This window comes from Chromohalobacter sp. (assembly GCF_039830575.1).
Taxonomy (GTDB): domain Bacteria; phylum Pseudomonadota; class Gammaproteobacteria; order Pseudomonadales; family Halomonadaceae; genus Chromohalobacter; species Chromohalobacter israelensis.
On record NZ_JBDOOX010000013.1, the window covers coordinates 86,699 to 109,963 of the forward strand.

The 23,265-nt window shown below is 66.2% G+C and carries 22 protein-coding genes; 19 read left to right on the forward strand and 3 right to left on the reverse strand.

Annotated elements, in window-relative coordinates; genetic code table 11:
• Positions 1-39 precede the first annotated feature (39 nt).
• Complete coding sequence (locus ABGX75_RS12915) at positions 40-789, reverse strand: redoxin family protein (protein ID WP_347410518.1); 750 nt, start codon at positions 787-789, stop codon at positions 40-42.
• A 265-nt stretch (positions 790-1,054) separates the two neighbouring features.
• Between ABGX75_RS12915 and ABGX75_RS12920 the strand changes: the two genes are divergently transcribed.
• The 13 genes from ABGX75_RS12920 (at position 1,055) to ABGX75_RS12980 (ending at position 13,800) form a co-directional block, all read left to right on the forward strand.
• Positions 1,055-1,333: a hypothetical protein gene (locus tag ABGX75_RS12920; protein WP_035410438.1), complete on the forward strand. Its 279-nt coding sequence runs from the start codon at positions 1,055-1,057 to the stop codon at positions 1,331-1,333.
• A 114-nt stretch (positions 1,334-1,447) separates the two neighbouring features.
• Positions 1,448-1,606, forward strand: a complete 159-nt coding sequence (locus tag ABGX75_RS12925; RefSeq protein WP_011506558.1) for a YqaE/Pmp3 family membrane protein — start codon at positions 1,448-1,450, stop codon at positions 1,604-1,606.
• Between the two features lie 171 nt (positions 1,607-1,777).
• Positions 1,778-3,679, forward strand: coding sequence for a hypothetical protein (locus tag ABGX75_RS12930; protein ID WP_287124098.1), 1,902 nt, complete (start codon positions 1,778-1,780; stop codon positions 3,677-3,679).
• Between the two features lie 126 nt (positions 3,680-3,805).
• The gene (gene truA, locus ABGX75_RS12935) at positions 3,806-4,678 is read left to right on the forward strand and encodes a tRNA pseudouridine(38-40) synthase TruA (RefSeq protein WP_347410517.1); all 873 of its coding nucleotides are present in this window, start codon (positions 3,806-3,808) and stop codon (positions 4,676-4,678) included.
• Entirely contained in the window at positions 4,675-5,310 is a 636-nt protein-coding gene (locus ABGX75_RS12940; protein ID WP_287124096.1) for a phosphoribosylanthranilate isomerase, read from the forward strand. The genes truA and ABGX75_RS12940 overlap by 4 nt, the downstream gene beginning before the upstream one ends.
• Before the next feature lie 38 nt (positions 5,311-5,348).
• Positions 5,349-6,536, forward strand: coding sequence for a tryptophan synthase subunit beta (gene trpB, locus ABGX75_RS12945; protein WP_050934568.1), 1,188 nt, complete (start codon positions 5,349-5,351; stop codon positions 6,534-6,536).
• 20 nt (positions 6,537-6,556) lie between these two features.
• On the forward strand, positions 6,557-7,372 hold the full coding sequence (trpA, locus tag ABGX75_RS12950; protein WP_347410516.1) for a tryptophan synthase subunit alpha: 816 nt from the start codon (positions 6,557-6,559) through the stop codon (positions 7,370-7,372).
• A gap of 93 nt (positions 7,373-7,465) precedes the next feature.
• Complete coding sequence (gene accD, locus ABGX75_RS12955; RefSeq protein WP_011506564.1) at positions 7,466-8,398, forward strand: acetyl-CoA carboxylase, carboxyltransferase subunit beta; 933 nt, start codon at positions 7,466-7,468, stop codon at positions 8,396-8,398.
• On the forward strand, positions 8,399-9,712 hold the full coding sequence (gene folC, locus ABGX75_RS12960) for a bifunctional tetrahydrofolate synthase/dihydrofolate synthase (protein WP_287124094.1): 1,314 nt from the start codon (positions 8,399-8,401) through the stop codon (positions 9,710-9,712).
• The gene (locus ABGX75_RS12965; protein ID WP_011506566.1) at positions 9,709-10,374 is read left to right on the forward strand and encodes an SPOR domain-containing protein; all 666 of its coding nucleotides are present in this window, start codon (positions 9,709-9,711) and stop codon (positions 10,372-10,374) included. The genes folC and ABGX75_RS12965 overlap by 4 nt, the downstream gene beginning before the upstream one ends.
• On the forward strand, positions 10,374-10,970 hold the full coding sequence (locus tag ABGX75_RS12970) for a CvpA family protein (RefSeq protein WP_035410416.1): 597 nt from the start codon (positions 10,374-10,376) through the stop codon (positions 10,968-10,970). The genes ABGX75_RS12965 and ABGX75_RS12970 overlap by 1 nt, the downstream gene beginning before the upstream one ends.
• A gap of 89 nt (positions 10,971-11,059) precedes the next feature.
• Entirely contained in the window at positions 11,060-12,580 is a 1,521-nt protein-coding gene (gene purF, locus ABGX75_RS12975; protein ID WP_011506568.1) for an amidophosphoribosyltransferase, read from the forward strand.
• Positions 12,581-12,591: 11 nt separating this feature from the next.
• Positions 12,592-13,800, forward strand: coding sequence for an O-succinylhomoserine sulfhydrylase (locus ABGX75_RS12980; protein ID WP_110061298.1), 1,209 nt, complete (start codon positions 12,592-12,594; stop codon positions 13,798-13,800).
• A 71-nt stretch (positions 13,801-13,871) separates the two neighbouring features.
• Here ABGX75_RS12980 and rsgA read toward each other — a convergent pair whose 3' ends face one another.
• Positions 13,872-14,894, reverse strand: coding sequence for a small ribosomal subunit biogenesis GTPase RsgA (gene rsgA, locus ABGX75_RS12985; protein ID WP_035410412.1), 1,023 nt, complete (start codon positions 14,892-14,894; stop codon positions 13,872-13,874).
• A gap of 90 nt (positions 14,895-14,984) precedes the next feature.
• Between rsgA and orn the strand changes: the two genes are divergently transcribed.
• Positions 14,985-15,548, forward strand: coding sequence for an oligoribonuclease (gene orn, locus ABGX75_RS12990; RefSeq protein WP_011506571.1), 564 nt, complete (start codon positions 14,985-14,987; stop codon positions 15,546-15,548).
• On the opposite strand, the gene queG is transcribed toward orn, so the two are convergent.
• Positions 15,545-16,669, reverse strand: a complete 1,125-nt coding sequence (gene queG / locus ABGX75_RS12995; RefSeq protein WP_035411527.1) for a tRNA epoxyqueuosine(34) reductase QueG — start codon at positions 16,667-16,669, stop codon at positions 15,545-15,547. The two genes, orn and queG, sit on opposite strands and share 4 nt — an antisense overlap.
• Before the next feature lie 96 nt (positions 16,670-16,765).
• Here queG and ABGX75_RS13000 point away from each other — a divergent pair, with 96 nt between their 5' ends.
• Genes ABGX75_RS13000 through miaA form a run of 5 tightly spaced genes read left to right on the forward strand, consistent with a single transcriptional unit; the run spans position 16,766 to position 23,208 of the window.
• Positions 16,766-18,256 (forward strand): bifunctional ADP-dependent NAD(P)H-hydrate dehydratase/NAD(P)H-hydrate epimerase, encoded by a 1,491-nt coding sequence (locus ABGX75_RS13000; RefSeq protein WP_011506573.1) that lies wholly within the window; start codon positions 16,766-16,768, stop codon positions 18,254-18,256.
• 31 nt (positions 18,257-18,287) lie between these two features.
• The gene (gene tsaE, locus ABGX75_RS13005; RefSeq protein WP_011506574.1) at positions 18,288-18,767 is read left to right on the forward strand and encodes a tRNA (adenosine(37)-N6)-threonylcarbamoyltransferase complex ATPase subunit type 1 TsaE; all 480 of its coding nucleotides are present in this window, start codon (positions 18,288-18,290) and stop codon (positions 18,765-18,767) included.
• Between the two features lie 29 nt (positions 18,768-18,796).
• Positions 18,797-20,257, forward strand: coding sequence for an N-acetylmuramoyl-L-alanine amidase (locus ABGX75_RS13010; protein ID WP_347410566.1), 1,461 nt, complete (start codon positions 18,797-18,799; stop codon positions 20,255-20,257).
• A gap of 44 nt (positions 20,258-20,301) precedes the next feature.
• Positions 20,302-22,236, forward strand: a complete 1,935-nt coding sequence (gene mutL, locus ABGX75_RS13015) for a DNA mismatch repair endonuclease MutL (protein ID WP_011506576.1) — start codon at positions 20,302-20,304, stop codon at positions 22,234-22,236.
• Positions 22,237-22,269: 33 nt separating this feature from the next.
• A complete protein-coding gene (gene miaA, locus ABGX75_RS13020) occupies positions 22,270-23,208 on the forward strand; it encodes a tRNA (adenosine(37)-N6)-dimethylallyltransferase MiaA (RefSeq protein ID WP_011506577.1) in 939 nt (312 codons plus the stop codon).
• The last annotated feature ends 57 nt before the right edge of the window (positions 23,209-23,265 follow it).

Sequence of the window (23,265 nt, forward strand, 5' to 3'; positions counted from 1 at the left end):
ATCGTCTTGCCGTGGCATGGACGACAGGCCGCATGAGCGTCAGGTCGTTGCGCGCTCGGCGAAAAAACGCGTGACGTCATCGGCACCGCCGATGTATTCGCCGTCGATCCAGACCTGCGGCACACTGGCACGTCCGGTCATGGCGCGCAGTGAGCGGCTGGTGACGTCGCGCTGACCCACGCCGATTTCCTCGTAGCCGATGCCGTGACGCTGCAACTGTTCCTTGGCGCGCGTGCAATAAGGGCAGCCGGGCTTGGTGAAGAGCGTGGCGAAGCTGGGGCGTCCGGCCTCGGGGTTGAGATAGTCGAGCATGGTGTCGGCATCGGAGACCTCGAAGGGGTCGCCGGGAAGATCGGGCTCGACGAACAGCTTCTCGATCACGCCGTTACGCACCAGCATGGCGTAGCGCCGGGAGCGTTGGCCGAATCCCTGGCCGGACTTGTCCACCAGCATGCCCATTCCGGCGGTGAACTCGCCGTTGCCGTCACCGATCAGCGTGAGATTCTCGGCTTCCTGATGCTGGCCCCAGGCTTCCATCACGAAGGGATCGTTGACCGACAGGCAGACGATGTCGTCGATGCCGCTGGTATAGAAACGGTCGGCAAGTTCGTTGTAGCGCGGCAGATGATTCGACGAGCACGTGGGGGTATAGGCGCCGGGCAGAGCGAACAAGACCACGTTGCGGCCCTTGAACAGCGCTTCGCTGGTCACGTCGATGAGGTGGCCGCCACGACGTACCTTGAAGGTGACATCGGGTACGGATTGGCCTTCACGGGAATCGAGCGTCATGCCCCCTCCTGCTGGAAATGCAAATGTCGGTGCCGACCTCGTCGCTGCGAGACGACTGGGCGCGGCTCAGGAAAAACGCCACTCAGTATGCCGAGAGGGCAAAACATGATGAATTTGATTAAACCGAAAGCTTTGATAGAGAAAAACGATAAATGAGTGGGGCATTGAAAAGGGCAGGCCTCTTGAAAGCAGCGCGTACGCCTTCACCTAAAGGAGTGATACGCTATAGTGAGTCAGCGGTGGTGAATCCATCCCGGGAGGTGGCATGAACGCACGCGATTACCTGGCCAAGCAGGGCATCGGTCTCGACAAGGAGGAGGACAAGCCTCATACGCTCGAGGAGCTCGCCTGGGCGCGCGCCCGCGGCGCCGGAAGCCAGCGGCCCCGCAGTGGTACGCCGCATGACTGGGAGGACTGGGAGCGCCATCATGAAACACTGGCGGCCGGAGCCGAGTCGGTGCGCCAGAAAGTCGATCCCGAGGCGCATTCACAGGCACCTGGCGTCGAGCATTTCGATCCCAAGACGCAAGGCGCGTCGTCATGACGTTTTCATGGCCGGGGGGAGTGCCCGTCTGCCCGGCACGAACGCCACGTTGCGAAACCGGCGGGGAAAACGCCCCGCATTTACTCTGAAAGGACGCATTCAAGGAGAGGATGTATGGATATTATCCGCATTATTCTGGCCATTCTGTTGCCGCCGCTGGGGGTTTTCCTGCAGGTCGGGTTCGGACTGCATTTCTGGCTCAATATCTTGCTGACGTTGCTGGGGTACATTCCCGGGATCATTCACGCCGTCTGGGTCATTGCCACGCGCTGACCGCCACGGGCCGGTCGTGAAGCGGTACCAGGCCAATACCATGAGGCATGAGACGAGCCCGCCCCTGGCGGGCTCGTCTCGTTACAAGGAGGCTGGCATGAGGCGCCATGCTGCGAGGTATGATAAAACTCAGTCCATGATTGTCATCGTCCGCCGCTTTTGAGAGGGCTCATGCTGCGCAAGCTTGTCCTGGCATCTTGTCTCGTCTTGGCCGGTATCGGTGCTGCGGTCCCTTCTGCCTGGGGCGTCGGTGTGGAAGCTCCCCGTGTCACGTCCTTGCTTCACCAGCCGTTGCGCGCCGTACTGCCGTTGTCGGGAGCGGACGGCATCGCGCCTCGTCGCTTCGAGGTGCACCTCGCCGACGCGGCGGCCTTCGAGGCGGCGGGCGTCGACACTTCAGCCCTGGCTCTGCCATTGCGCGTGACGGTGCCCGAAGGGGGAGCGTCGCCGCGCATTCTGATCACCAGCGAAACGCCGGTGACGCAGTCGTACCTCGAGTTGCTGTTGTCGATTTCCTGGCCCGGGGGCCAGCTGCAAGCCCCCGTGACCCTGCTGCTCGATCCGCCCGGTTATGCGCTGACGAGCCATGCGGGGGGCGAGCGAGCATCATCTTCTCAGCGCCAGACCTCGCGTCCGAAGGCCGACGCCCAGGCCGTGAGTGCCTCGTCGCCAGAGCCGGCACCGACAGCAGCGGCCGCGCCAGCCGCGAAGCCGGCGAGCGAGGCGTCGCGTGCCGCCGAGCTGGAAGCGGCGTTGCATGCTCTGCGGGTTCGCTTGGCACGCGTCGAGCACGAGCGCGATGCGCTGGCCGAACGCCGCGCGGCCCGCGAGTCACCGAGGCCCACGACCGTGGCCGATTTGTCTGGCGTGGCGGCATTGTTGGCACAAGCACCCGCTGCGGCACCCTCTTCCGCGCCTGCCGCCGCCACGCCCACGGCGGCATCCGAGGCCGCTTCCTCGGGCGGCGCGGCGGTCGAGCAGGCGCCTCCCGAGGCGACGCCGGGGGAAGACTCCGGGTTTTCCTGGTTGCTGCCGCTGCAACTCGCCTTGCTGGCGGCCCTGGTAACCTTGCTGGGTATCTGGGGATGGCAGCGGTGGCGGCATGGACGCGAGGCCACCTACCAGGACGTCGCGAATCAACTGGGCGCAACGGAGACGGGGGCCAAGGCGCGACCGGGGCTCGGGAAGGACGATGGCCCGGAAACCGCGACCATCGATGAAGCCGATATCTACATGGCCTATGGGCGTTACGATCAGGCAAGAGAGTGGCTGCAGGCGCGCCTGGCGGAACAGGAGAGCACCGAGCTGCGGCTCAAGCTGTTGACGGCGCTGGGAGAGCTGGGCGAGATGACGGCGATGGCTCGGGAAGCCGAGCGTTTCGCACCGTCGGCCGATGCCGAGACGCGGCGCGAGGCCGACGCCTTGCTTGCGCATTATCGGCAACTGGCCAGCACTCGGGCCGATGCCGCGCCGCAGGCGTCGGCGGGAGCCTCGGAAGTGGACCGGCTATTCGAGGGAGCTGCCCCGACGCCCCGAGAGCCGGAGGACGGAGCGTCCGCGACGGCGGCAGAAGCACCCGCCGAGCGCGACGTCTCGCCGTCCGCATCGGCAACGCCCGAGGCTTTCGAGGCACGCCCGCTATCGAGGCGTGTCGAGCATGGCGAGGACGAGGCGCCCGCGAGGTCCCCGATGGACGAAGCGGCAACACCGGCTCCGCGTCCCGATGCCGAGGCGCAGCCTCTCGAGTTCGAGCCGCCCGAGATTCCCGAGGCTCCTTCGCGACTGGACTACCAGTTGCCCGACGTGGAGACGGGGGACGAGGACGACGCCCCGGAACGATTGTCGACCCTGGCGCACGACACGTCCGGCTGGGAAGTCGAGGAAGTGGCATTCGAGCCGCGGGATCTGGATAATGAACGCCCCGCCGAGGCATTGGCGGAAGCGCGTCATCTGTTGGCCGAGGAGGGCGGGGGCGAGCGTGCCAAGGCGCTGCTGGCCGTCGCCGCGCGCGCCGAGGACGAGCAGGTGTCGCATGAGGCCAAGGCGCTGATGCGTAGTCACGATGCCGTGTGAGCGCATCGTTTTGCTGCCGGGCGTCGGGTCGTTCCGTGATCGATATTCGAGGGTTTCGCGTGGCTGATTTCGATGGCATTTTTTGAGTTTCAGGATGATCGCCAGCCGCTACAGGGACGCCTTGCCATGGGCGTCGAGTATGACGGCAGTGCGTATTGTGGCTGGCAGCGGCTCAAGCACGCTGCTTCGGTGCAGGGGACGCTGGAAACCGCGCTGTCGCGGATCGCCAATGCGCCGGTTCAGGTCCTGTGCAGCGGGCGGACCGACAGTGGCGTGCATGCGACGCGCCAGGTGGTGCATTTCGACGCCCCGGTGACGCGCACCCAGAAGGCCTGGCTCTTCGGTGCCAATGCCAATCTGCCGCGCGATGTCGCGGTACGCTGGGTCGTGCCGGTCGCCGACGATTTCCATGCACGCCTCTCCGCACTGGCCCGGCGCTATCGCTACGTGATCCTCAATCAGCCATCGCGGCCGGTGCTGGAGCGCGCCAATGCGACCTGGTGCCGTGAGCCTCTGGATGCCGAGCGCATGCATGCCGCCGCCCAGGCGCTGGTCGGCGAGCATGACTTTTCCAGTTTTCGTGCCGCGGGATGTCAGTCGAAGAGCCGGTGGCGGCATGTGCACTTCATCGAGGTGCGTCGCTATGGCCAGCTGGTGATGATCGACATTCAGGCCAATGCCTTCTTGCATCACATGATTCGCAATATCGCCGGCGCCCTGGTGGCGGTCGGGCGAGGCGAACACTCGACCGGTTACCTCGGCGAGTTGCTGGCGCTTCGCGACCGGACGCAAGGCAATGTCACGGCGCCGGGATGTGGACTGCATTTCGTCGATGCGCTGTACGACGAGCGCTTCGTGTTGCCGAAGGAGCCGCTGGGGCCCAATCTGCTGGCGTTTCTCGGCGAGTGGACCGGGGAGCGCAGCCTGCCCGATAGCGAGTGGGCGCGGGCGCGGCGTCAGCGCCGTGTCCATCCGCCGCGCCGGGAGGTGTCATCATGACGTCGCCGATGCAGCGTACGCGCGTCAAGATCTGCGGCCTGACCCGGGAGGAGGACATCGACGCCGCGGTGGCGGCGGGCGCCGATGCGCTGGGGTTCGTCCTGTGGCCGGGCAGCTCGCGGGCCATCGACGAAGCCCGGCTGGCGCGCCTGGCCGCCCGCGTGCCGGCGTTCGTGACCCGGGTGGGGCTGTTCGTCGACCAGGCAGATGACGAGATTCGGCGCTGCGCACGCCACCTGGATCTCGTGCAGCTCCACGGCAACGAGTCCCCCGACGACTGCGCGCGTCTCGATATTCCCTGGATCAAGGCATTGCGCATGCGCGACGGCATCGACCTGCATGCCGAGGCGACCCGTTACGATGCGGCGCGCGGTCTGCTGCTGGATGCCTATCGTCCCGGCGTTCCCGGAGGCACCGGGGAGACCTTCGACTGGTCGCGAATCCCCGCAAACCTGGCAAAACCTGTTATTCTCGCGGGAGGCTTGACGGCGGACAACGTCGCCGAAGCCATTCACCGGGTCCGGCCCTATGCCGTCGACGTCTCGGGAGGCGTCGAGGCGGCAAAGGGGCTCAAGGATCCTGCGCGCATCCGGGCATTTCTGTCCCAAGTGTCCCATACCCAAGCCCCATAGAGGTGTCATTCGTGACCAAGTTCAGCGACCTGACCCGAATGCCGGACGCCCAAGGCCATTTCGGCCCGCACGGTGGCCGGTTCGTTTCGGAGACTCTGAGCTTCGCCCTGGAGGAGTTGGAGAAGGCCTACATGAGCCTTCGCGACGATGCCGACTTCCAGGCCGAATTCGACCGTGACCTGGCTCATTACGTGGGCCGCCCGTCTCCGCTGTATCACGCACAGCGATGGTCCCAGCAGCTCGGCGGTGCGCAGATCTGGCTCAAGCGCGAGGATCTCAACCACACCGGGGCCCACAAGGTGAATAACACCATCGGCCAGGCGCTGCTCGCCAAGAAGAGCGGCAAGCCTCGGGTCATCGCCGAAACCGGTGCCGGCCAGCATGGCGTGGCCACGGCCACCGTCGCCGCGCGGCTGGGGCTCAAGTGCGAGATCTACATGGGGGCCGAGGACGTCGAGCGCCAGAAGCTCAACGTCTATCGCATGCGCCTGCTGGGGGCCGAAGTGCATCCGGTCGAGTCCGGGTCGCGAACCCTCAAGGACGCCATGAACGAGGCGCTGCGCGACTGGGTGACCAATGTCGACGATACCTTCTACATCATCGGTACCGTGGCCGGCCCGCATCCTTATCCGGCCATGGTGCGCGACTTCACGTCGGTGATCGGTCGCGAAGCCCGCGAGCAGAGCTTTGCTCAGATCGGTCGCCTGCCGGATGCCCTGGTGGCCTGTGTCGGCGGCGGTTCCAATGCCATCGGCCTGTTCTATCCCTTCCTCGAGGACGAGGACGTGGCCATGTACGGTGTCGAAGCTGGCGGCGACGGTGTCGAGACCGGGCGTCACGCCGCGCCGCTGACCGCCAATGCCCCCAGCGGGGTGCTGCATGGCAACCGGACCTACCTGATGTCCGACGAGGGGGGCCAGGTCTCGGATACGCACTCGATCTCTGCCGGGCTCGACTATCCCGGTGTCGGCCCCGAGCATGCGCTGTGGAAGGATGTCGGCCGGGTCCAGTACGTGGCGGCCAACGACGACGCGGTGCTTGCCGCGTTCCGCGAGCTGACGCGCGTCGAGGGCATCATGCCCGCGCTGGAGTCGGCCCATGCCCTGGCGCATGCCAAGGTTCTGGCACCGACCATGCGTCCCGACCAGCACATCATCGTCAATCTCTCCGGGCGTGGCGACAAGGACATCCACACGGTGGCCAAGATCGACGGTCTGGAATTCTAAGCGCTGGCGGAGACATGACTATGAATCGTATCGATAAACGCTTCGCGGCGCTCAAGTCTCAACAGCGCCGCGCGTTGATTCCTTATATCACCGCGGGCGATCCGGCGCCGCAGCATACCGTGGGGTTCATGCACGCCTGCGTCGAGGCTGGCGCCGACGTGCTGGAGCTGGGCGTGCCGTTTTCCGACCCCATGGCCGATGGCCCGGTGATCCAGAAAGCCTGCGAGCGTGCGCTCGCCAAGGGCACGCGGTTGACCGATGTTCTCGACATGGTCGCGACGTTTCGCGCCACCGATGCGGAAACGCCCGTGGTCCTGATGGGGTATCTCAACCCTGTCGAGCGCATGGGATACGAGCATTTCGCGCGGCGAGCACAGGAGGCGGGCGTCGACGGCGTGCTGATGGTCGACATGCCGCCGGAGGAGATGGCTGAGGTCGCACCGCTGTTCTCCGAGCACGGGCTGCAGTCGATCTTTCTGCTTGCCCCTACCACCTCGCCGTCGCGGGCCGCTACAATATGTCGACATGGCGAAGGCTATCTGTACTACGTATCGCTCAAGGGCGTTACCGGTGCCGCCTCGCTGGACGTCGATGCCGTCGAGCGCCAGTTGGCGCCGCTTCGCGAGATGACCGACCTGCCGCTATGCGTCGGGTTCGGGATTCGGGATGGCGACACGGCGGCGGCAGTGGGCCGGGTGGCCGACGGGGTCATCGTCGGCAGTGCTCTGGTATCGCGCATCGCCGAAAACGCCGAGACCCCCGAGGCCATACCGGCGGCGCTCAAGGCGGTGCTCGGCGACATGCGCGATGCGCTGGACCGTTCCGACGGCCGCTGATGCCCTACGGCATTCGCCAACGACTATTCGCTGCATGGGGCCACGGATGTGGCTTCATGCGTCAGACAAGCAACACGGAAGCGTCTCAGAACCATGAGCTGGCTAGACAAAATCGTGCCGTCAATGAGCCGTACCCAGCGAGCCGATCGCCGGAAAAGCGTGCCGGATGGCCTGTGGCGTAAGTGCCCCAATTGCGAGGCGGTGCTCTATCTCCCCGAGCTGGAGCGCCACCAGAGCGTGTGCCCGAAATGCGATCACCATCTGCGTCTGACGGCCCGCAAGCGTCTCAACTGGTTTCTGGATACGGAAGGCCGCGAGGAAATCGCCGCCGACCTGCAGCCGGTCGACCGGCTCAAGTTCCGCGATTCCAAGAAATACAAGGATCGCCTCGCGGCGGCCCAGAAAGAGACCGATGAAAACGACGCCTTGATTGCCATGCGTGGCAAGCTCGATGGTCTGCCTGTCGTGGCGGTGGCCTTCGAGTTCAGTTTCATGGGCGGCTCGATGGGGGCCGTGGTGGGCGAAAAGTTCGTGCGTGCCGCGACCCAGGCCCGTGAAGAGGGCGTTCCGCTGGTATGTTTCGCGGCCTCCGGCGGCGCGCGCATGCAGGAAGCCCTGTTCTCGCTGATGCAGATGGCCAAGACCTCCGCCGCGCTGGAAAAGCTCAAGCAGGAAGGCGTGCCTTATATCTCGGTGCTCACCGATCCAGTGTTCGGTGGGGTGTCCGCCTCGCTGGCCATGCTGGGTGATATCAATGTCGCAGAGCCCAACGCCCTGATCGGTTTCGCCGGGCCGCGCGTCATCGAGCAGACCGTGCGTGAACAGCTGCCGGAAGGCTTCCAGCGCAGCGAGTTCCTGCTCGAGCACGGTACGGTGGACATGATCGTTCATCGCCACGACATGCGCGAGCGCCTGGGTAGCGTCATGCGCAAGTTGACACACCAGCCGCATCAGGATCGTGATGCCGAGCCCGACGACACGGCATCGCAATCGACACTGGACGAGTTCTCCCAGGCCGATCACTGAATGACTGCCGCGACCTCCCTGCAGGCCTGGCTGGCGCGCCTCGAACGCCAGCATCCCGTGGCGATCGACCTGGGCCTGGAACGCGTGGCCGAGGTCGCGCGGCGGCTGGCGCTGCTCGATACGCCCTTGGCCACGCGCGTGATCACCGTGGCCGGGACCAACGGCAAGGGATCGACCGTGGCCATGCTCGAGGCAGTCGCTCGCGAGCATGGCCTGCGGACCGCCGCCTATACCTCCCCCCATCTACTGCGTTACAACGAGCGCCTGCGTCTTGCAGGGTGCGAAGCCGACGATGCCGCCTTGGTGGAGGGCTTCGAAGCCGTCGAGGCAGCGCGCCTCGACGGCGATCCGGTCACGCTCACGTATTTCGAGGCGGGCACGCTGGCGGCGCTCTGGTTGATCGCGCGCTGGCAGCCGGATGTCGCGCTTCTCGAAGTCGGTCTGGGCGGGCGCCTGGATGCGGTCAATGTCATCGACCCGGACGTGGCCGTGGTCACGACGGTGGCTCAGGACCATGCGGCGTTTCTGGGGACCCATCTCGACACGATAGGCCGGGAAAAGGCCGGTATCCTGCGTGCGGGACGGCCCGCGGTGCTGGGCAGCACGACGTTGCCCGCCAGTGTGCGCGAACGTGCCGACGCACTGTCAGCGCCGGTTTTCGCGCTCCAGGAGGCCTTTGCCTGGCGCATGGGTGACCGTGGCCAGGAGGGGAGCGAGTGGCAATGGCAAGGCACCGCGCCCGGTGGCGAGAAGGTGGCGCTGCACGGCCTGCCGGATCCCGGCCTGCCGCTGGACAATGCCGCGGTCGCCCTGCAGGCCCTGGCGCTGGCCGACGTGACGCTCGACGAAACCGCTACCTGCCGCGCCCTGTCGCGGGTGGTGCTGGCCGGTCGTCTGCAATGGCTGGGTCCCTGGTGTCTGGACGTCGGGCACAACCCGCATGCCGCCGCCTATGTGGCCGGGCAGCTCGCGCAGCGCCCACGTCGCGGGCGGCGCTTGTGTCTGCTGGGCATGCTGGCCGACAAGGATGCCGATGGGGTCATCGCGGCGCTGGCGCCGCAGATCGATGCCTGGGTCACCGTCTCTCTGAGCGGGGATCGGGCGCGTGATGCGGCGCAGCTGGCGACGTTTGTGGAAGGGCGGGGCGCCAAGGTCCTGCATCAGGGAGCCTCGCCCGAGGACGGCGTGCGGTGGTTGCATGCGAACATGGACAATGGCGACGACATTCTGGTCTGTGGATCGTTCTGGACCGTTGCCGAGGCGCTTGCCGCACTGGAAACGCTGGGTGCGGCGAGTTCAAGGAGTGCGTCATGAAGTACGGAATGCGTGAGCGCATCAGCGGCGCCATTATCCTGGTGGCGCTGGCGGTGATCTTCTTGCCGATGCTGTTCGATGAGCCGACGCCGCGCAGCGAGCGTCCCGAACCGGTGCTGACCATCGAGCAGCCGATTCCCGTGGATCAACGCGATGTCGAGACGCCCACGCCTCCCGAGGCGCTCGACGGTGCCGTCGATGGCGAACCGCCCGTGCCGGCGACCGAGGCACAGCTCGGTGCGCCCGACGGGGCGGCCTCGGAGGCGTCGCCTCCGGCGTCCGACGAGGCAGAGCCTGCCGAGGATGCCGCCGACCGGAATGCGGACGCTCCCGGTGACGAGGACCCCATCGCTGCCATTGCGCAGCAGTCGACCTCATCCACCGAGGAGCGCGCCTCGAATGATGAACCGTCCGCCACGACCCAGGCCAGTGGCGGCTGGGCGGTACAGGTGGGCAGCTTCGGTCAGCCCGGCAATGCAGAGCGTCTCGTCGAGCAGCTCTCGTCGCAAGGCTTCAATGCCTATCAGCGCCCGCGCGACAACGACTTGACCACGGTTTACGTGGGGCCGTTCGATTCTTCCGATGAAGGCGAGCGTGTGCGTACCCAACTCAAGGAAGACGCCAACATCCAGGGGCTGCTGATCCGCGTGCGGGAGGATTGATGACGCTGACGTGGCTCGACTGGGCGTTTCTGGCGGTATTGACGATCTCCATGCTGGCCGGTTTCATGCGCGGTCTGGTACGTGAGGCACTGGGACTGGCCGCCTGGGTGGCGGCCCTGCTGGGGGCGCGCATGTTCGCCCCGGCGGTGGCCGAGATGCTGGCGCCCTATATCGAGCATCCCGACATACGCCTGGTCCTCGGGTTCGTGCTGGTCATCTTCGTCATCGTCATGCTCTGCGGGTTCTTGATCCGCATGATCAATGCCGCCATCGAATGGGTCGGCATGGGCTTTTTCAATCGCGTGGCAGGGGCGGCGTTCGGTGCCGCGCGTGGCGCGCTGATCCTGGTGCTGGCCACGGTCATTCTGACCCTGACGCCACTGTCGGGACTGGCCGCCTGGCAGAACGCGCAACTGCGCCCGGCGTTCGAGCAGTTGCGGGACTGGTCGGTGAAGCGACTGGAGGCGTGGGAGATCGACACCTCGGAGGCCGAGCGCGCGTTGCGCGATACGGGGCGCGACGCGGCCCAGGACGTGCTCGAGTCGCGCCCGCCCGAGACCGAGGACGGCACGCCGCCGGACACCAGGGCGCCGTGAGACGGCGCGCATGTATCACAGGTTTTTGACGCGAGCGACGCGGTTCGGCGATCGCTCGCCACTCCCAAGGCAAGCGAGGTAAAGGCGCAATGTGCGGTATCGTGGGCCTCATGGCCAATCAGGCGGTCAATCAGTCGCTGTATGACGCGCTGACAGTGCTCCAACACCGTGGCCAGGATGCCGCCGGGATGATGACATGGCATGAGGGACGCTTCCTGTTGCGCAAGAGCAACGGGCTGGTGCGGGATGTCTTCCACACGCGTCACATGACGCGCCTGCGCGGCAACATGGGCATCGGGCATATCCGCTATCCCACCGCGGGCTCGTCGAGCGAAGCGGAGTCGCAGCCGTTCTACGTCAATTCGCCCTACGGGATCTCCCTGGCGCACAACGGCAACCTGACCAACTCCGAACAGCTCAAGCGCGAGCTGTTCTTTTCCGACCTGCGCCACATCAACACCAGCTCCGACTCGGAAGTGCTGCTCAACGTCTTCGCGCACGAGCTCGGCAAGCAGGGGCATCACCTGACACCCGACGATATCTTCGATGCGGTGCGTCGGGTGCACCGCCGTTGCCAGGGAGGCTACGCCGCGGTGGCCTTCATCAACGGTTTCGGCATGGTGGCGTTTCGCGACCCCCATGGCATCCGCCCGGTGGTCTACGGCACGCGCGACACCGAGGAAGGCCAGGAGGTGATGATCGCCTCCGAATCGGTGGCGCTGGACGTGGGGGGCTTCGAGCTGTGCCGCGACCTGGCGCCGGGCGAGGCGATCTTCATCGAAACCGATGGCAACCGCGTGCACACCCAGCAGTGTGCCGATCGCCCCCGCCTGACACCCTGCATCTTCGAACACGTCTACCTGGCGCGTCCCGATTCGATCCTCGACGGCGCCTATGTCTACGGCACGCGCATGGAAATGGGGCGCAAGCTGGGCGATCGCATCCTGCGCGACTGGCCGGAACATGACATCGACGTGGTGATCCCGATCCCCGACACCTCGCGTACCTCGGCGCTGGAACTGGCGCAGCACCTGGGCGTCACCTATCGCGAAGGCTTCATGAAGAACCGCTACATCGGGCGGACCTTCATCATGCCCGGCCAGACCCAGCGCAAGAAATCGGTGCGCCAGAAGCTCAACGCCATCGACGTCGAGTTTCAGGGCAAGAACGTGTTGCTGGTCGACGACTCCATCGTGCGCGGCACGACCTGCAAGCAGATCATCCAGATGGCGCGCGAGGCCGGCGCGCGCAAGGTGTATTTCGCCTCCGCCGCGCCTCCGGTGCGCTATCCCAATGTCTACGGCATCGACATGCCGGTCGCCTCGGAACTGATCGCTCACGGGCGCAGCGACGAGGAAGTCGGCGAGCTGATCGGTGCCGACCGCATCGTCTATCAGGAGCTCGAGGACCTCAAGGCCGCATGCCGCGACGTCAATCCGACCCTCGAGGAATTCGACTGCTCGGTGTTCGACGGCCAGTACGTGACCGGAGACATCGATGCGGCCTACCTGGCCGACCTCGAGGCCGCGCGCAACGATCTGGCCAAGCATCGCGAAAACACGGTCCACGCCGTGGTCGACTTGCATAACGACGTCGAAGAAGACAACTGAGGAGGCGAGGCATGGCGGACGAGATCCACGAGGCGCTCGCGCTCGACACGCTGGCGATCCGCGCCGGCCACGAGCGGACGCACGAACAGGAACACGGCGAGCCGATCTTTCCGACGTCGAGCTTCGTCTACGATAGCGCCGCCGAGGCGGCGCGCAAGTTCTCGGGCGAAGAGCCGGGCAACATCTATTCACGGTTCACCAATCCCACGGTGCGTACCTTCGAGCAGCGTCTGGCGGCGCTGGAAGGCGGCGAGCGCTGCGTGGCCACCAGCTCCGGCATGGCGGCGATTCTGTCCACGGCCCTGGCGTTCCTGCAGGCAGGCGATGAAATCGTCGCTTCGCGCTCGCTGTTCGGCTCGACGGTGAGCCTGTTCGACAAGTATCTCGGCAAGCTGGGGATCGTGACGCACTACGTGGAATTGGGCGATCTGGATGCCTGGGAAGCGGCCATCACCCCCAGCACACGCTTGTTGTTCGCCGAGACGCCCTCCAACCCCTTGTCCGAGGTGGTGGACATCGCCGCGCTGGCCGAGATCGCTCATCGCCACGGGGCCTGGCTGGCCATCGACAACTGCTTTTTGACCCCGGCGCTGCAGCGGCCGCTGGACCTGGGGGCCGATCTGGTGATCCATTCGGCGACCAAGTATCTGGACGGCCAGGGCCGCGCCATCGGCGGTGCCGTGGTGGGCTCCAGCGAGATGCTTCAGGAACTGGTGGGCGTCGTGCGCACCTGCGGGCCGTGCATGAGCCCCTTCAACGCCTGGATCTTCCTCAAGGGGCTGGAAACGCTGAGCTTGCGCATGAAAGCCCATGACGAGAATGCGCAGGCCCTGGCGCGGTGGCTGGAGGTGCAGCCGGAGATTGCGCGCGTGCACTACAGCGGTCTGGAAGGGCATCCCCAGCATGCGCTGGCCAAACGTCAGCAGCGCGGCTTCGGCGCCGTGCTGGGTGTTGAGGTCAAGGGAGGGCGCGACGGGGCCTGGACGCTGATCGACAACTCGCGCTTGATGTCGATCACAGGCAATCTGGGCGATGTGAAAACCACGGTCACGCATCCCGCGACGACGACCCACGCGCGCTTGAGCGACGCGCAGAAAGCCGCTGCGGGCATCAGTGAAGGCCTGATTCGCATCGCCGTGGGGCTGGAAGCGCTGGACGACCTCAAGCGTGATATCCGGCGTGGCCTGGACAGGCTCGCCGACGTGCCGGGCATCCGCTAGTCCGGACGCCCGGCGTCACCCGTGCGCGTGCCCCGAACGCCTCGCCTCATGGCGAGGCGTTTTGCATGGCGTCAACGCGTTGTCAGGCCATCGACGATATGGCGATAACTGTCGAAGCGCGAGGCGAGAATGTCGCCGCGCTCGACGGCGTCGCGGAGGGCGCAGCCCGGCTCCTGGCGGTGGCGACAATCCCGGAATCGGCAATGACCCAGATACGGCTGGAATTCGATGAAGCCCTGCGCCACCTGGTGCTCTTCGAGATGGCCCAGGCCGAATTCGCGAATGCCCGGGGAGTCGATCAGTTCGCCGCCGGCCGGCAGGTGATAGAGCGTTGCCGTGGTCGTGGTGTGCGTGCCCTTGCGCGAGTCCGCCGACAGGGCCCCGACGCGCAGTTGCATGTCGGGCAGCAGACGATCGATCAACGACGACTTGCCGACCCCGCTCTGGCCCACGAAAACCGAGGTGCGCTCGGTGAGGCAGGCATGCAGGGCGTCGAGTCCGCCTTCCTGCTGCGTGGAGGCAGCGACGACGCGGTACCCGATGGCCCGGTAACGTGCCAGCAGAGTGCGCAGGTCGCCGCCCGTCTCGGGCAGCAGGTCGGTCTTGTTGAGCACCAGCACGGGCGTGATGCCGGTCGCCTCGGCGGCGACGAGATAACGGTCGATGAGGTTGGGGTGGGGGGCCGGCTCCACGGCGAAGACGATGAGGATCTGCGCGATGTTGGCCGCCACGGGCTTGAGCTGGCCGCGTGCGTCGGGACGTTCCAGCACGCTTTGGCGTGGCTGACGTGCCACGACCACGCCACTGCCGTCGGCGGCGACGCGCCATACCACATGGTCCCCGGTGACCAGCCCTTCGAGATTGGCCCGGAGATGGCAGCGATGGCGTTGCAGGTCGCCATGTTCGTCCTCGGCCTCCACCTCCAGCGTGCGTCCGAAATGCGCGGTGACGCGCCCCAGGCGTTCGGGGCCGTAATCGCCGGCATCCAGGGAGGTGTCGTCGCGTCGGGCACGTCGTTCGGCACGCTCGGCGCGCTCGGCTTGAATCTTTTCGACCCGCCAGCGTTGCTGGCGGCTCAGTTTGCGTTTGCTCATGCGCTCTCGGGACAGGGTACAATGGCCGCCATTGTAGCCTTCATCGCGCCACGCTGTCCCTAGGCGTGGCGCCTCGGACGGGAGAACGACATGGCGAGCGAACAGCCGCAAGCCCCGCGCAGCGACCTGCTGGTGTGGATCGATCTGGAAATGACCGGCCTCGACCCTCAGCGCGAGCGCATCATCGAGGTGGCCACGCTGATCACCGACAACGATCTGAATCTGGTGGCCGAAGGGCCGGTGTTGGCGGTGCATCAGCCGGATGCCCTGCTGGCGGGCATGGACGAGTGGAATACCCGTACGCACGGTGATTCGGGGCTCACGCAGCGTGTCCGCGAGAGTCGCATCGATACCGCCGAGGCCGAGCGCCAGACCCTGGCGTTCCTCAAGCGCTATGTCACGCCGAACAGCTCACCGATGTGCGGCAACAGCGTGCACCAGGATCGCCGTTTTCTGGTACGCGAGATGCCCGAGCTGGCCGATTTCTTCCATTACCGCAATCTCGACGTGTCGACGCTCAAGGAACTGGCCAAGCGCTGGAATCCTCAGGCACTGGAAGGCTTCGAGAAGCGCAATACGCACCAGGCCATGGACGACATTCGCGAGTCGCTGGCCGAATTGGCGCATTATCGTCAGACGTTCTTGCGGGTCTAGGCGCTGCGTTCGGGCGCTGCCGGGGCATCGACGTCGCTGGCGATGCGCCGCTCGCGCTTGCGGCGCTGCTGTTCGAGTCCCCAGCGCACGTGCTCCCGGACCAGGTCCGAGGGATAGGCCAGGCGTGCACGCAGAGCGCTTTCCACCTGGTCGCTCCAGGGGGCGTTGCCCAGGCCGATGGCCAGGTTGCGCAGCCAGCGTTCATAACCGATGCGGCGGATGGCGCTGCCCTCGGTGCGTGCCAGGAACTCTTCCTCGCTCCAGGCGAACAGCCTCACCAGCGAGGCGCGGTCGAGATCATGGCGCGGGGCGAAGTCGTCCTCTCGCGATACGCGGGTGAAGCGTGTGAACGGGCAGACCAGCTGGCAGTCGTCGCAGCCATAGACACGGTTGCCCATCGCCTCGCGATACTCTTCGGGGATCGAACCGGCCAGTTCGATGGTCAGATACGAAATGCAGCGCCGCGAATCGATGACCTTGTCGTCGACGATGGCGCCGGTGGGGCATGCCGTCTGGCAACGTGAGCACTTGCCGCAATGTTCGCTGTCGAAGGGCGCGTCCACCGGCAGCGGAAGGTCGGTATACAGCTCGCCGAGGAAAAACAGCGAGCCGGCCTGCGGATTGAGCAGCATGGCGTTCTTGCCGAACCAGCCAAGCCCCGCTTTCTGCGCCAGGGCCCGCTCCATGACCGGTGCCGAGTCGACGAAGGCCCGGTAGCCGTAGGCGCCGACCTCGTCCTCGATGCGCTTGGCGAGCGTGGCGAGACGCTTGCGTATCAGCTTGTGATAGTCGCGTCCCAGCGCATAGCGAGAGATGTAGGCACGCTCGGGCTGGCCGAGTACCTTGGTGGTTTCCACTTCCGGCGGCAGGTAGTCCATGCGCACGCTGATGACCCGCAAGGTACCGGGCACGAGTTCCTCGGGACGGGTGCGCTTGCTGCCGTGCTTGGCCATGAAGTGCATTTCGCCATGGTAGCCGGCCGCCAGCCAGCGCTCGAGATAACGCTCGTGCGCGGCGAGATCGGTGTCGGTAATGCCGACCTGCTGAAAGCCGAGTTCGCGCCCCCAGGTGTGGATGCGGTCGGCAAGCGCGGCGTAATCGATAGGCGCGGATGAGGACATGACGAGGACCCCGTGAAGCGTGGGCGCCACCCTAGCGCAATCGTGGCGGGGAATAAACGTTTGTCGCCGGCGAGGCCGGCACGACAGGAGGCGAACATGACGGCGGCATCGCCAGTGACACATGCCCTGTACGGGGCGGAGCAGGTTCGGACCCTGGATCGTCGCATCATCGACGCCGGCGTGGCGGGATTCGACTTGATGCAGCGAGCATCCCAGGCCGCCTATGACGTACTGCGTGCACGATGGCCCGGTGCGCGTCGGCTCACGGTGTTGTGCGGGGGCGGCAACAATGCCGGTGACGGCTACGTGATCGCGGCGTTGGCGGTGTGCGATGGCCTCGATGTACAACTGGTGGCCCTGCGTGATCCGGCATGCCTGACGGGCGACGCGGCACGGGCATGCGCGCTGGCGCGGCGGGCCGGTGTGACGCCGGTTGCCTGGCGGGAAGGCATGACGCTGGATGGCGAGGTGCTGGTCGATGCGTTGCTGGGGACCGGGGCCTCGGGAGAGGTGCGCGATCCCTTGCGGAGCGCGATTCTGGCGATCAATGCCACGCGGCGCCCGGTACTGGCGGTGGACGTGCCCTCCGGGCTGTCGGCACAGACCGGTGGCATCGGAGGCGTCGCGGTACACGCCACGGTGACCGTCACGTTCATTGCCGACAAGTTCGGGCTGCATACCGGCGCCAGCGCGGATCATGTCGGCGAACTGGTCGTCGAGAGCCTGGGCACGGCCCCGGAGACCCATGGCGACCTGGTGCCGCTGGGCGAGTTGCTGGCGGCCGAGCAATTGCAGGCGGCGCTGCCGCCACGTGCCCGAGGCAGCCACAAGGGTGACTTCGGGCATCTGCTGGTGGTGGGGGGCGCCGTGGGGTTCGGCGGCGCGGCGTTGATGGCCTGCGAGGCCGCATTGCGCATGGGGTCGGGCAAGGTCAGCCTGGCCACCGATGCGGCGCATGTCGCCGCGAGCCTGGTGCGCAGCCCCGAGGTAATGGCGCGTGGCGTGCAGGCGGCGGCCGAGGCACAGCCGCTTCTTGCTCAGGCCGACGCCCTGGTCGTCGGTCCCGGTCTGGGGCGTGATGCCTGGGGGAAGGCGTTATGGCGGCTGGCACTCGATGCCGCCGTGCCCAGCGTCCTCGATGCCGATGCTCTCAACCTGCTGGCCGAGGAGGCGCGCGATCGCGACGACTGGGTGCTGACGCCACATCCCGGCGAGGCTGCACGCCTGCTGGGCAGCACCACCGCCGAGGTCCAGGCGGACCGTCGGGCAGCGGTGCTGGCGCTGCGTGAGCGTTATGGCGGCAGCGTGGTACTCAAGGGCGCGGGAACCTTGATTGCCGACGCAGATGGGGTCGCCGTGTGTCCGTATGGCAATCCCGGCATGGCCAGCGGGGGCATGGGGGATGTGCTGTCGGGCGTCATCGGGGCGCTGCTGGGACAGGGCAGAACGCCGGGGGAGGCTGCACGCCTGGGGGTCCTGATCCATGCGCTGGCCGGTGACGCGGCGGCCCGGGCCGGGGGCGAGCGTGGCCTGGTCGCCACGGATCTGGCATCCTATGTGCGCGTGATCGCCAACCCACGATCCTGATGTCATGCGATAACTCGAGATACCACCATCGATGCGACGCTTTTTGCCAAACGAAGCCGCCCACGTCGCCTTCGGCGAAGCACTGGGGCATGCCCTGGGCGGCCACGGACGTGTCCACCTGGAAGGAGAGCTGGGGGCGGGCAAGACCACGCTGACGCGTGGCGTGCTGCGCGCCTACGGCCATGACGGCGCCGTCAAGAGCCCGACGTATACCCTGGTGGAGCCCTATGTGCTGCAAGGCATCGAGGTGTACCACTTCGATCTCTATCGGTTGGGCGATCCCGAGGAGCTCGAGTTCATGGGGGCGCGGGACATGCTCGGCGGCGACGGCCTGAGCCTGATCGAATGGCCTTCGCGTGGGGAGGGCTGGTTGCCGCCGCCGGATCTGGTGGTGCGGCTGGCGCTGGCCGGCGAGGGCCGCGAGGTCTCGCTCGAAGGTCTCACGCCCCGCGGGCAAGCGGTAATCGCCGCCCTACACGACACATGCCGGGACAAGGAAGCCGACTCTTGACGCTGTACCCCGCTATGCCTCGGCGCGCGATGCGCGTCATGCGTATCTTCCGGCGCAGCATGAGCCTGGCGTTGTTGACGCTGCTCACGCTCGCGCAGCTGACGTCCGCGCACGCCGCCGAGGTGGACAACATTCGTACCTGGGCGGCGCCGGACCACGTTCGGGTGGTCTTCGATCTGTCCGACGAGGCAGAGAGTTCCATCTTCATGCTCGACGATCCACGCCGTCTGGTCGTCGATCTGGAAGATACCCGGCTGGCCTTCGATCCCGGTGAGGTCGAGCCCGGCGACAGCGCGATCGAGGCGTTGCGCACCGGGGTCCGCAACGGTGACGATCTGCGCGTGGTGCTGGACCTCGGGCGCGAGGTCGTGCCGCATCACTTCATGCTGCCGCCCACCGACCAGTACGGTCATCGCCTGGTGGTGGATCTCGACTATCCTGGCGAAAGCGCCCTCGACGAACCCATCGACCCGATCGCCGCGATGATCCGCGATCAGGAAATGAGCGCCGAGCGGGCCCTGGTCGAAGCCAAGGCCCAGGGCAAGGATCCCGACGAGGTCCTTGCCCGTCAGGACAGTCAGGCCAAGCCGCATCCCAAGCGCGACATCATCATCGCCGTCGATCCGGGGCACGGGGGGGAGGATCCCGGCGCCATCGGGCCGGATGGCACCTACGAGAAGAACGTGGTGCTGGCCATCGCCCGCAAGCTGAACGCAAAGCTCAACAATACGCCGGGGTTCAAGGCCTTCCTCACCCGGGACGGCGATTATTATGTCGGGCTACGGCAGCGTACCTTGCTGGCGCGAAAGCAGAAGGCCGATTTCTTCGTCTCGGTGCATGCCGATGCGGTCAAGAGCCGGGGGCCGAGCGGCAGTTCGGTGTATGCGCTGTCGAAGCATGGGGCCACTTCCGAGAGCGCGCGCTGGCTGGCGGCGTCGGAAAACCGTGCCGACCTGATCGGCGGCGTCGACGGTAGCCTGGACCTTTCCGACAAGGATGAGGTGCTGCGCGGGGTGCTGCTCGACTTGACCATGACCGCGACGATGAACGAGTCGCTCAGTACCGGGGGGCAGGTGCTCGACCAGCTGGGGCGTGTCAACCGCCTGCATAAGTCCCAGGTCGAACAGGCCGGTTTCGTGGTGCTCAAGTCACCGGATATCCCGTCACTGCTGGTGGAGACGGGCTTCATTTCCAACCCCTCGGAGGAAAGGCGGCTCTTGTCGTCGCCTTTCCAGGCGAAACTCGCGGATGCCATCGGCACCGGCATCATCGCGCATTTCCGTCAGAACCCACCGCCCAGCAGCTTGCTGGCGTGGCAGCGCGATCAGGGCCGTGGCAGCGGGCCGGGCGAGTATCGCGTTCAGGCAGGCGACACGCTGTCGGAGGTCGCCTCGCGCCATGACGTGACGATGCTGGCCCTCAAGGAAGCGAACGACCTCAATGGCGACATTCTGCGCGTGGGCCAGGTCCTGAAGATTCCGCAGTCGTAAGCGCGCGCATGACGCGCGCCGCTTGCGCGAGGCACAATGGTGTTATGACGCATACTCGACGCATTCACATTCTCGACCCTCGACTCGCCAACCAGATCGCGGCCGGCGAGGTCGTCGAACGTCCGGCCTCCGTGGTCAAGGAACTGGTCGAGAACGCCATCGATGCCGGCAGTCAGCGCATCGAGATCGATCTCGAATCCGGGGGCGCGCGGTTGATCCGCGTGCGCGACGATGGCCGGGGCATCGATCAGGAGGATCTGCCGCTGGCACTGTCACGGCATGCCACCAGCAAGATCGCCTCGCTGGACGATCTGGAGGGAGTGGATAGTCTCGGCTTTCGCGGCGAGGCTCTGGCATCGATCAGCTCGGTGTCGCGCCTGGAGTTGATTTCCAACACTCACGACGAGCCGAGCGATGGCTGGCGGGTCGTCGCCGAGGGGCGCCAGATGGAGCCGCGGGTGACGCCGGCACCGCATCCGCGGGGCAGCTCGGTGGTCGTGCGCGATCTGTTCTTCAACACGCCGGCGCGTCGCAAGTTTCTGCGTACCGAAAAGACCGAGTTCGGGCATGTCGAAGAAGCCTTTCGGCGCCTGGCGCTGTCGCGCTACGACATCGGCTGGATTCTGCGGCACAACCAGAAGGTGGTGCATCAACTGCGCGCGGGCGATGCCTCGACATCCATGGAACGCCGGGTCGGTGCGCTGCTGGGCCGCAAGTTTCTGGAAAATGCCCTGCACGTGGATATCGAGGCGACGGGCTTGCGTCTGTGGGGATGGGTGGGATTGCCCACTCACTCCCGCGCCCAGGCGGACCAGCAGTACTTCTTCGTCAATGGGCGTGTCGTGCGGGACCGGCTGGTGGCGCACGCCGTGCGTCAGGCGTATCGCGACGTCATGTTCCATGGCCGCCATCCGGTCTTCGTGCTGTATCTCGAACTCGATCCGCATGTGGTCGATGTCAATGTGCACCCCACCAAGCACGAGGTGCGCTTCCGCGATGGCCGGCTGGTGCACGACTTCCTGTTCTCCAGTCTGCATCGTGCCCTGGCCGATGTGCGGCCCAACGCCACATCGACGGAGGGAGGAGACGAGGCCACGCCGTCGACGGATGCGACGACGGCGACAGCCGCCGAGGCATCGGCGGGCCAGGCCGAGCCGCGCTGGCAGCAGCAGGGCATGGCGTTGGCCGCAGGCCAGGAGCGGGAGCGACCCGCGGCGCATCGCGTGCGTGAGTTCATGGCCGGTTATCGTGCGCTGCACCCCGAGCACGAGGCGTCGTTGCTGACCCCGCAGCCACAGGAAGCGGCGGAAGAAGCGGCGGGGACACCCGCTCCGCCGGCGTCATCGTCGCCCGCAATGGCCGAGACCGACGACACTCAGGCGCCGCCCCTGGGGTACGCCGTGGCGCAACTGCATGGCGTGTACATTCTGTCCCAGACCGAGCGCGGCCTGGTGGTGGTCGACATGCACGCCGCCCACGAGCGCATCACCTACGAGCGCATGAAGCAGCAGGTACACGGCGACGGTCAGGCGCTGGGTCGACTGCAGACGCAGCCGCTGCTGGTGCCGGTGTCGATCGCTGCCAGCGCCCGCGAGGTGGAAACCGCCGAGAACGAGCGCGCCACCTTCGAGCGGCTGGGCGTCGAACTGGATGTCGCCGGACCGGAAACCCTGCTGGTGCGACAGGTGCCGGTACTGCTGGGCAATGCCGATGTCGAGGCCTTGATCCACGACATGCTCGGTGACCTGGAGCGTTTCGGGCGCTCCGATCGCCTGGAGGTCCATATCAACGAGCTGCTTTCCAGCATGGCATGCCACGGCAGCGTGCGCGCCAATCGCCGGCTGACGGTGCCCGAAATGAATGCGCTGCTGCGCGACATGGAGCGCACCGAGCGCAGCGGGCAATGCAACCACGGTCGTCCCACCTGGACCGAAATGTCGATGCATGAGCTGGACAAGTTGTTTCTACGCGGTCAGTGACCCCGCTGACCGGCTACCGTTTCAGGACTTTCGATGAGTGATACACGGCCACTGGCCCTTTTGCTGATGGGCCCGACGGCGGCCGGCAAGACCGATCTGGCCATCGCGCTACGCGAGCGGCTGGGAGGAGAATTGATCAGCGTCGACTCGGCGATGATCTATCGTGGCATGGATATCGGCACCGCGAAGCCGTCCGCCCAGGAGCTGGCGCGTGCGCCGCATCGCCTGATCGACATTCGCGATCCGGCCGAGACGTATTCCGCCGCCGAGTTTCGCGACGATGCCCTGGCCGAGATGCGCGACATCTCGTCGCAGGGGCGTACGCCGATCCTCGTCGGTGGCACCATGATGTACATCAAGCGTTTGATCGATGGTGTGGCTTCGTTGCCGGCACGCGATCCGGCACTCCGGGAAGCGCTGAATGCCCGGGCCGAGAGCGAGGGATTGGTGGCTCTGCACCGGGAGCTGTCGCGTGTCGATCCGGTAGCCGCCGAGACGATCCATCCGCACAACCGACAGCGATTGCTGCGGGCCCTGGAGGTCTATCAGCTCACGGGGCGGGCGCTGGGGGAACTGTGGGCCGAACAGGCCCGCGAAACCTTTCCCTGGCGGCTCGTGTCCATAGCCCTGGCGCCGAATGCGCGCCACGTGCTGCATGCGCGCATCGCCGAGCGCTTCGACAGCATGCTGGCGGCGGGCTTCCGCGATGAGGTGGCGGCGCTTCAGGCACGCGGAGACCTGCATCGAGGACTCCCCGCCATACGTTGCGTGGGCTATCGTCAAATGTGGGAGCATCTGCGCGGCGAGACGGACGCGGCGACGATGCGCGAGCGCGGCCTGGCCGCGACGCGACAACTCGCCAAGCGTCAGTTGACCTGGCTGCGCGGCTGGGAGGGCGTGCACTGGATCGACAGCGATGCCTCGGACGCACATGAACAGGTATTGAAAATCGTGCGCGGAAGCAGCACTTAGCGTAAGATGTCCGGTCACGACAACGTCTGGCGAGCGTCTCCGCAAACGGCGGCGGCG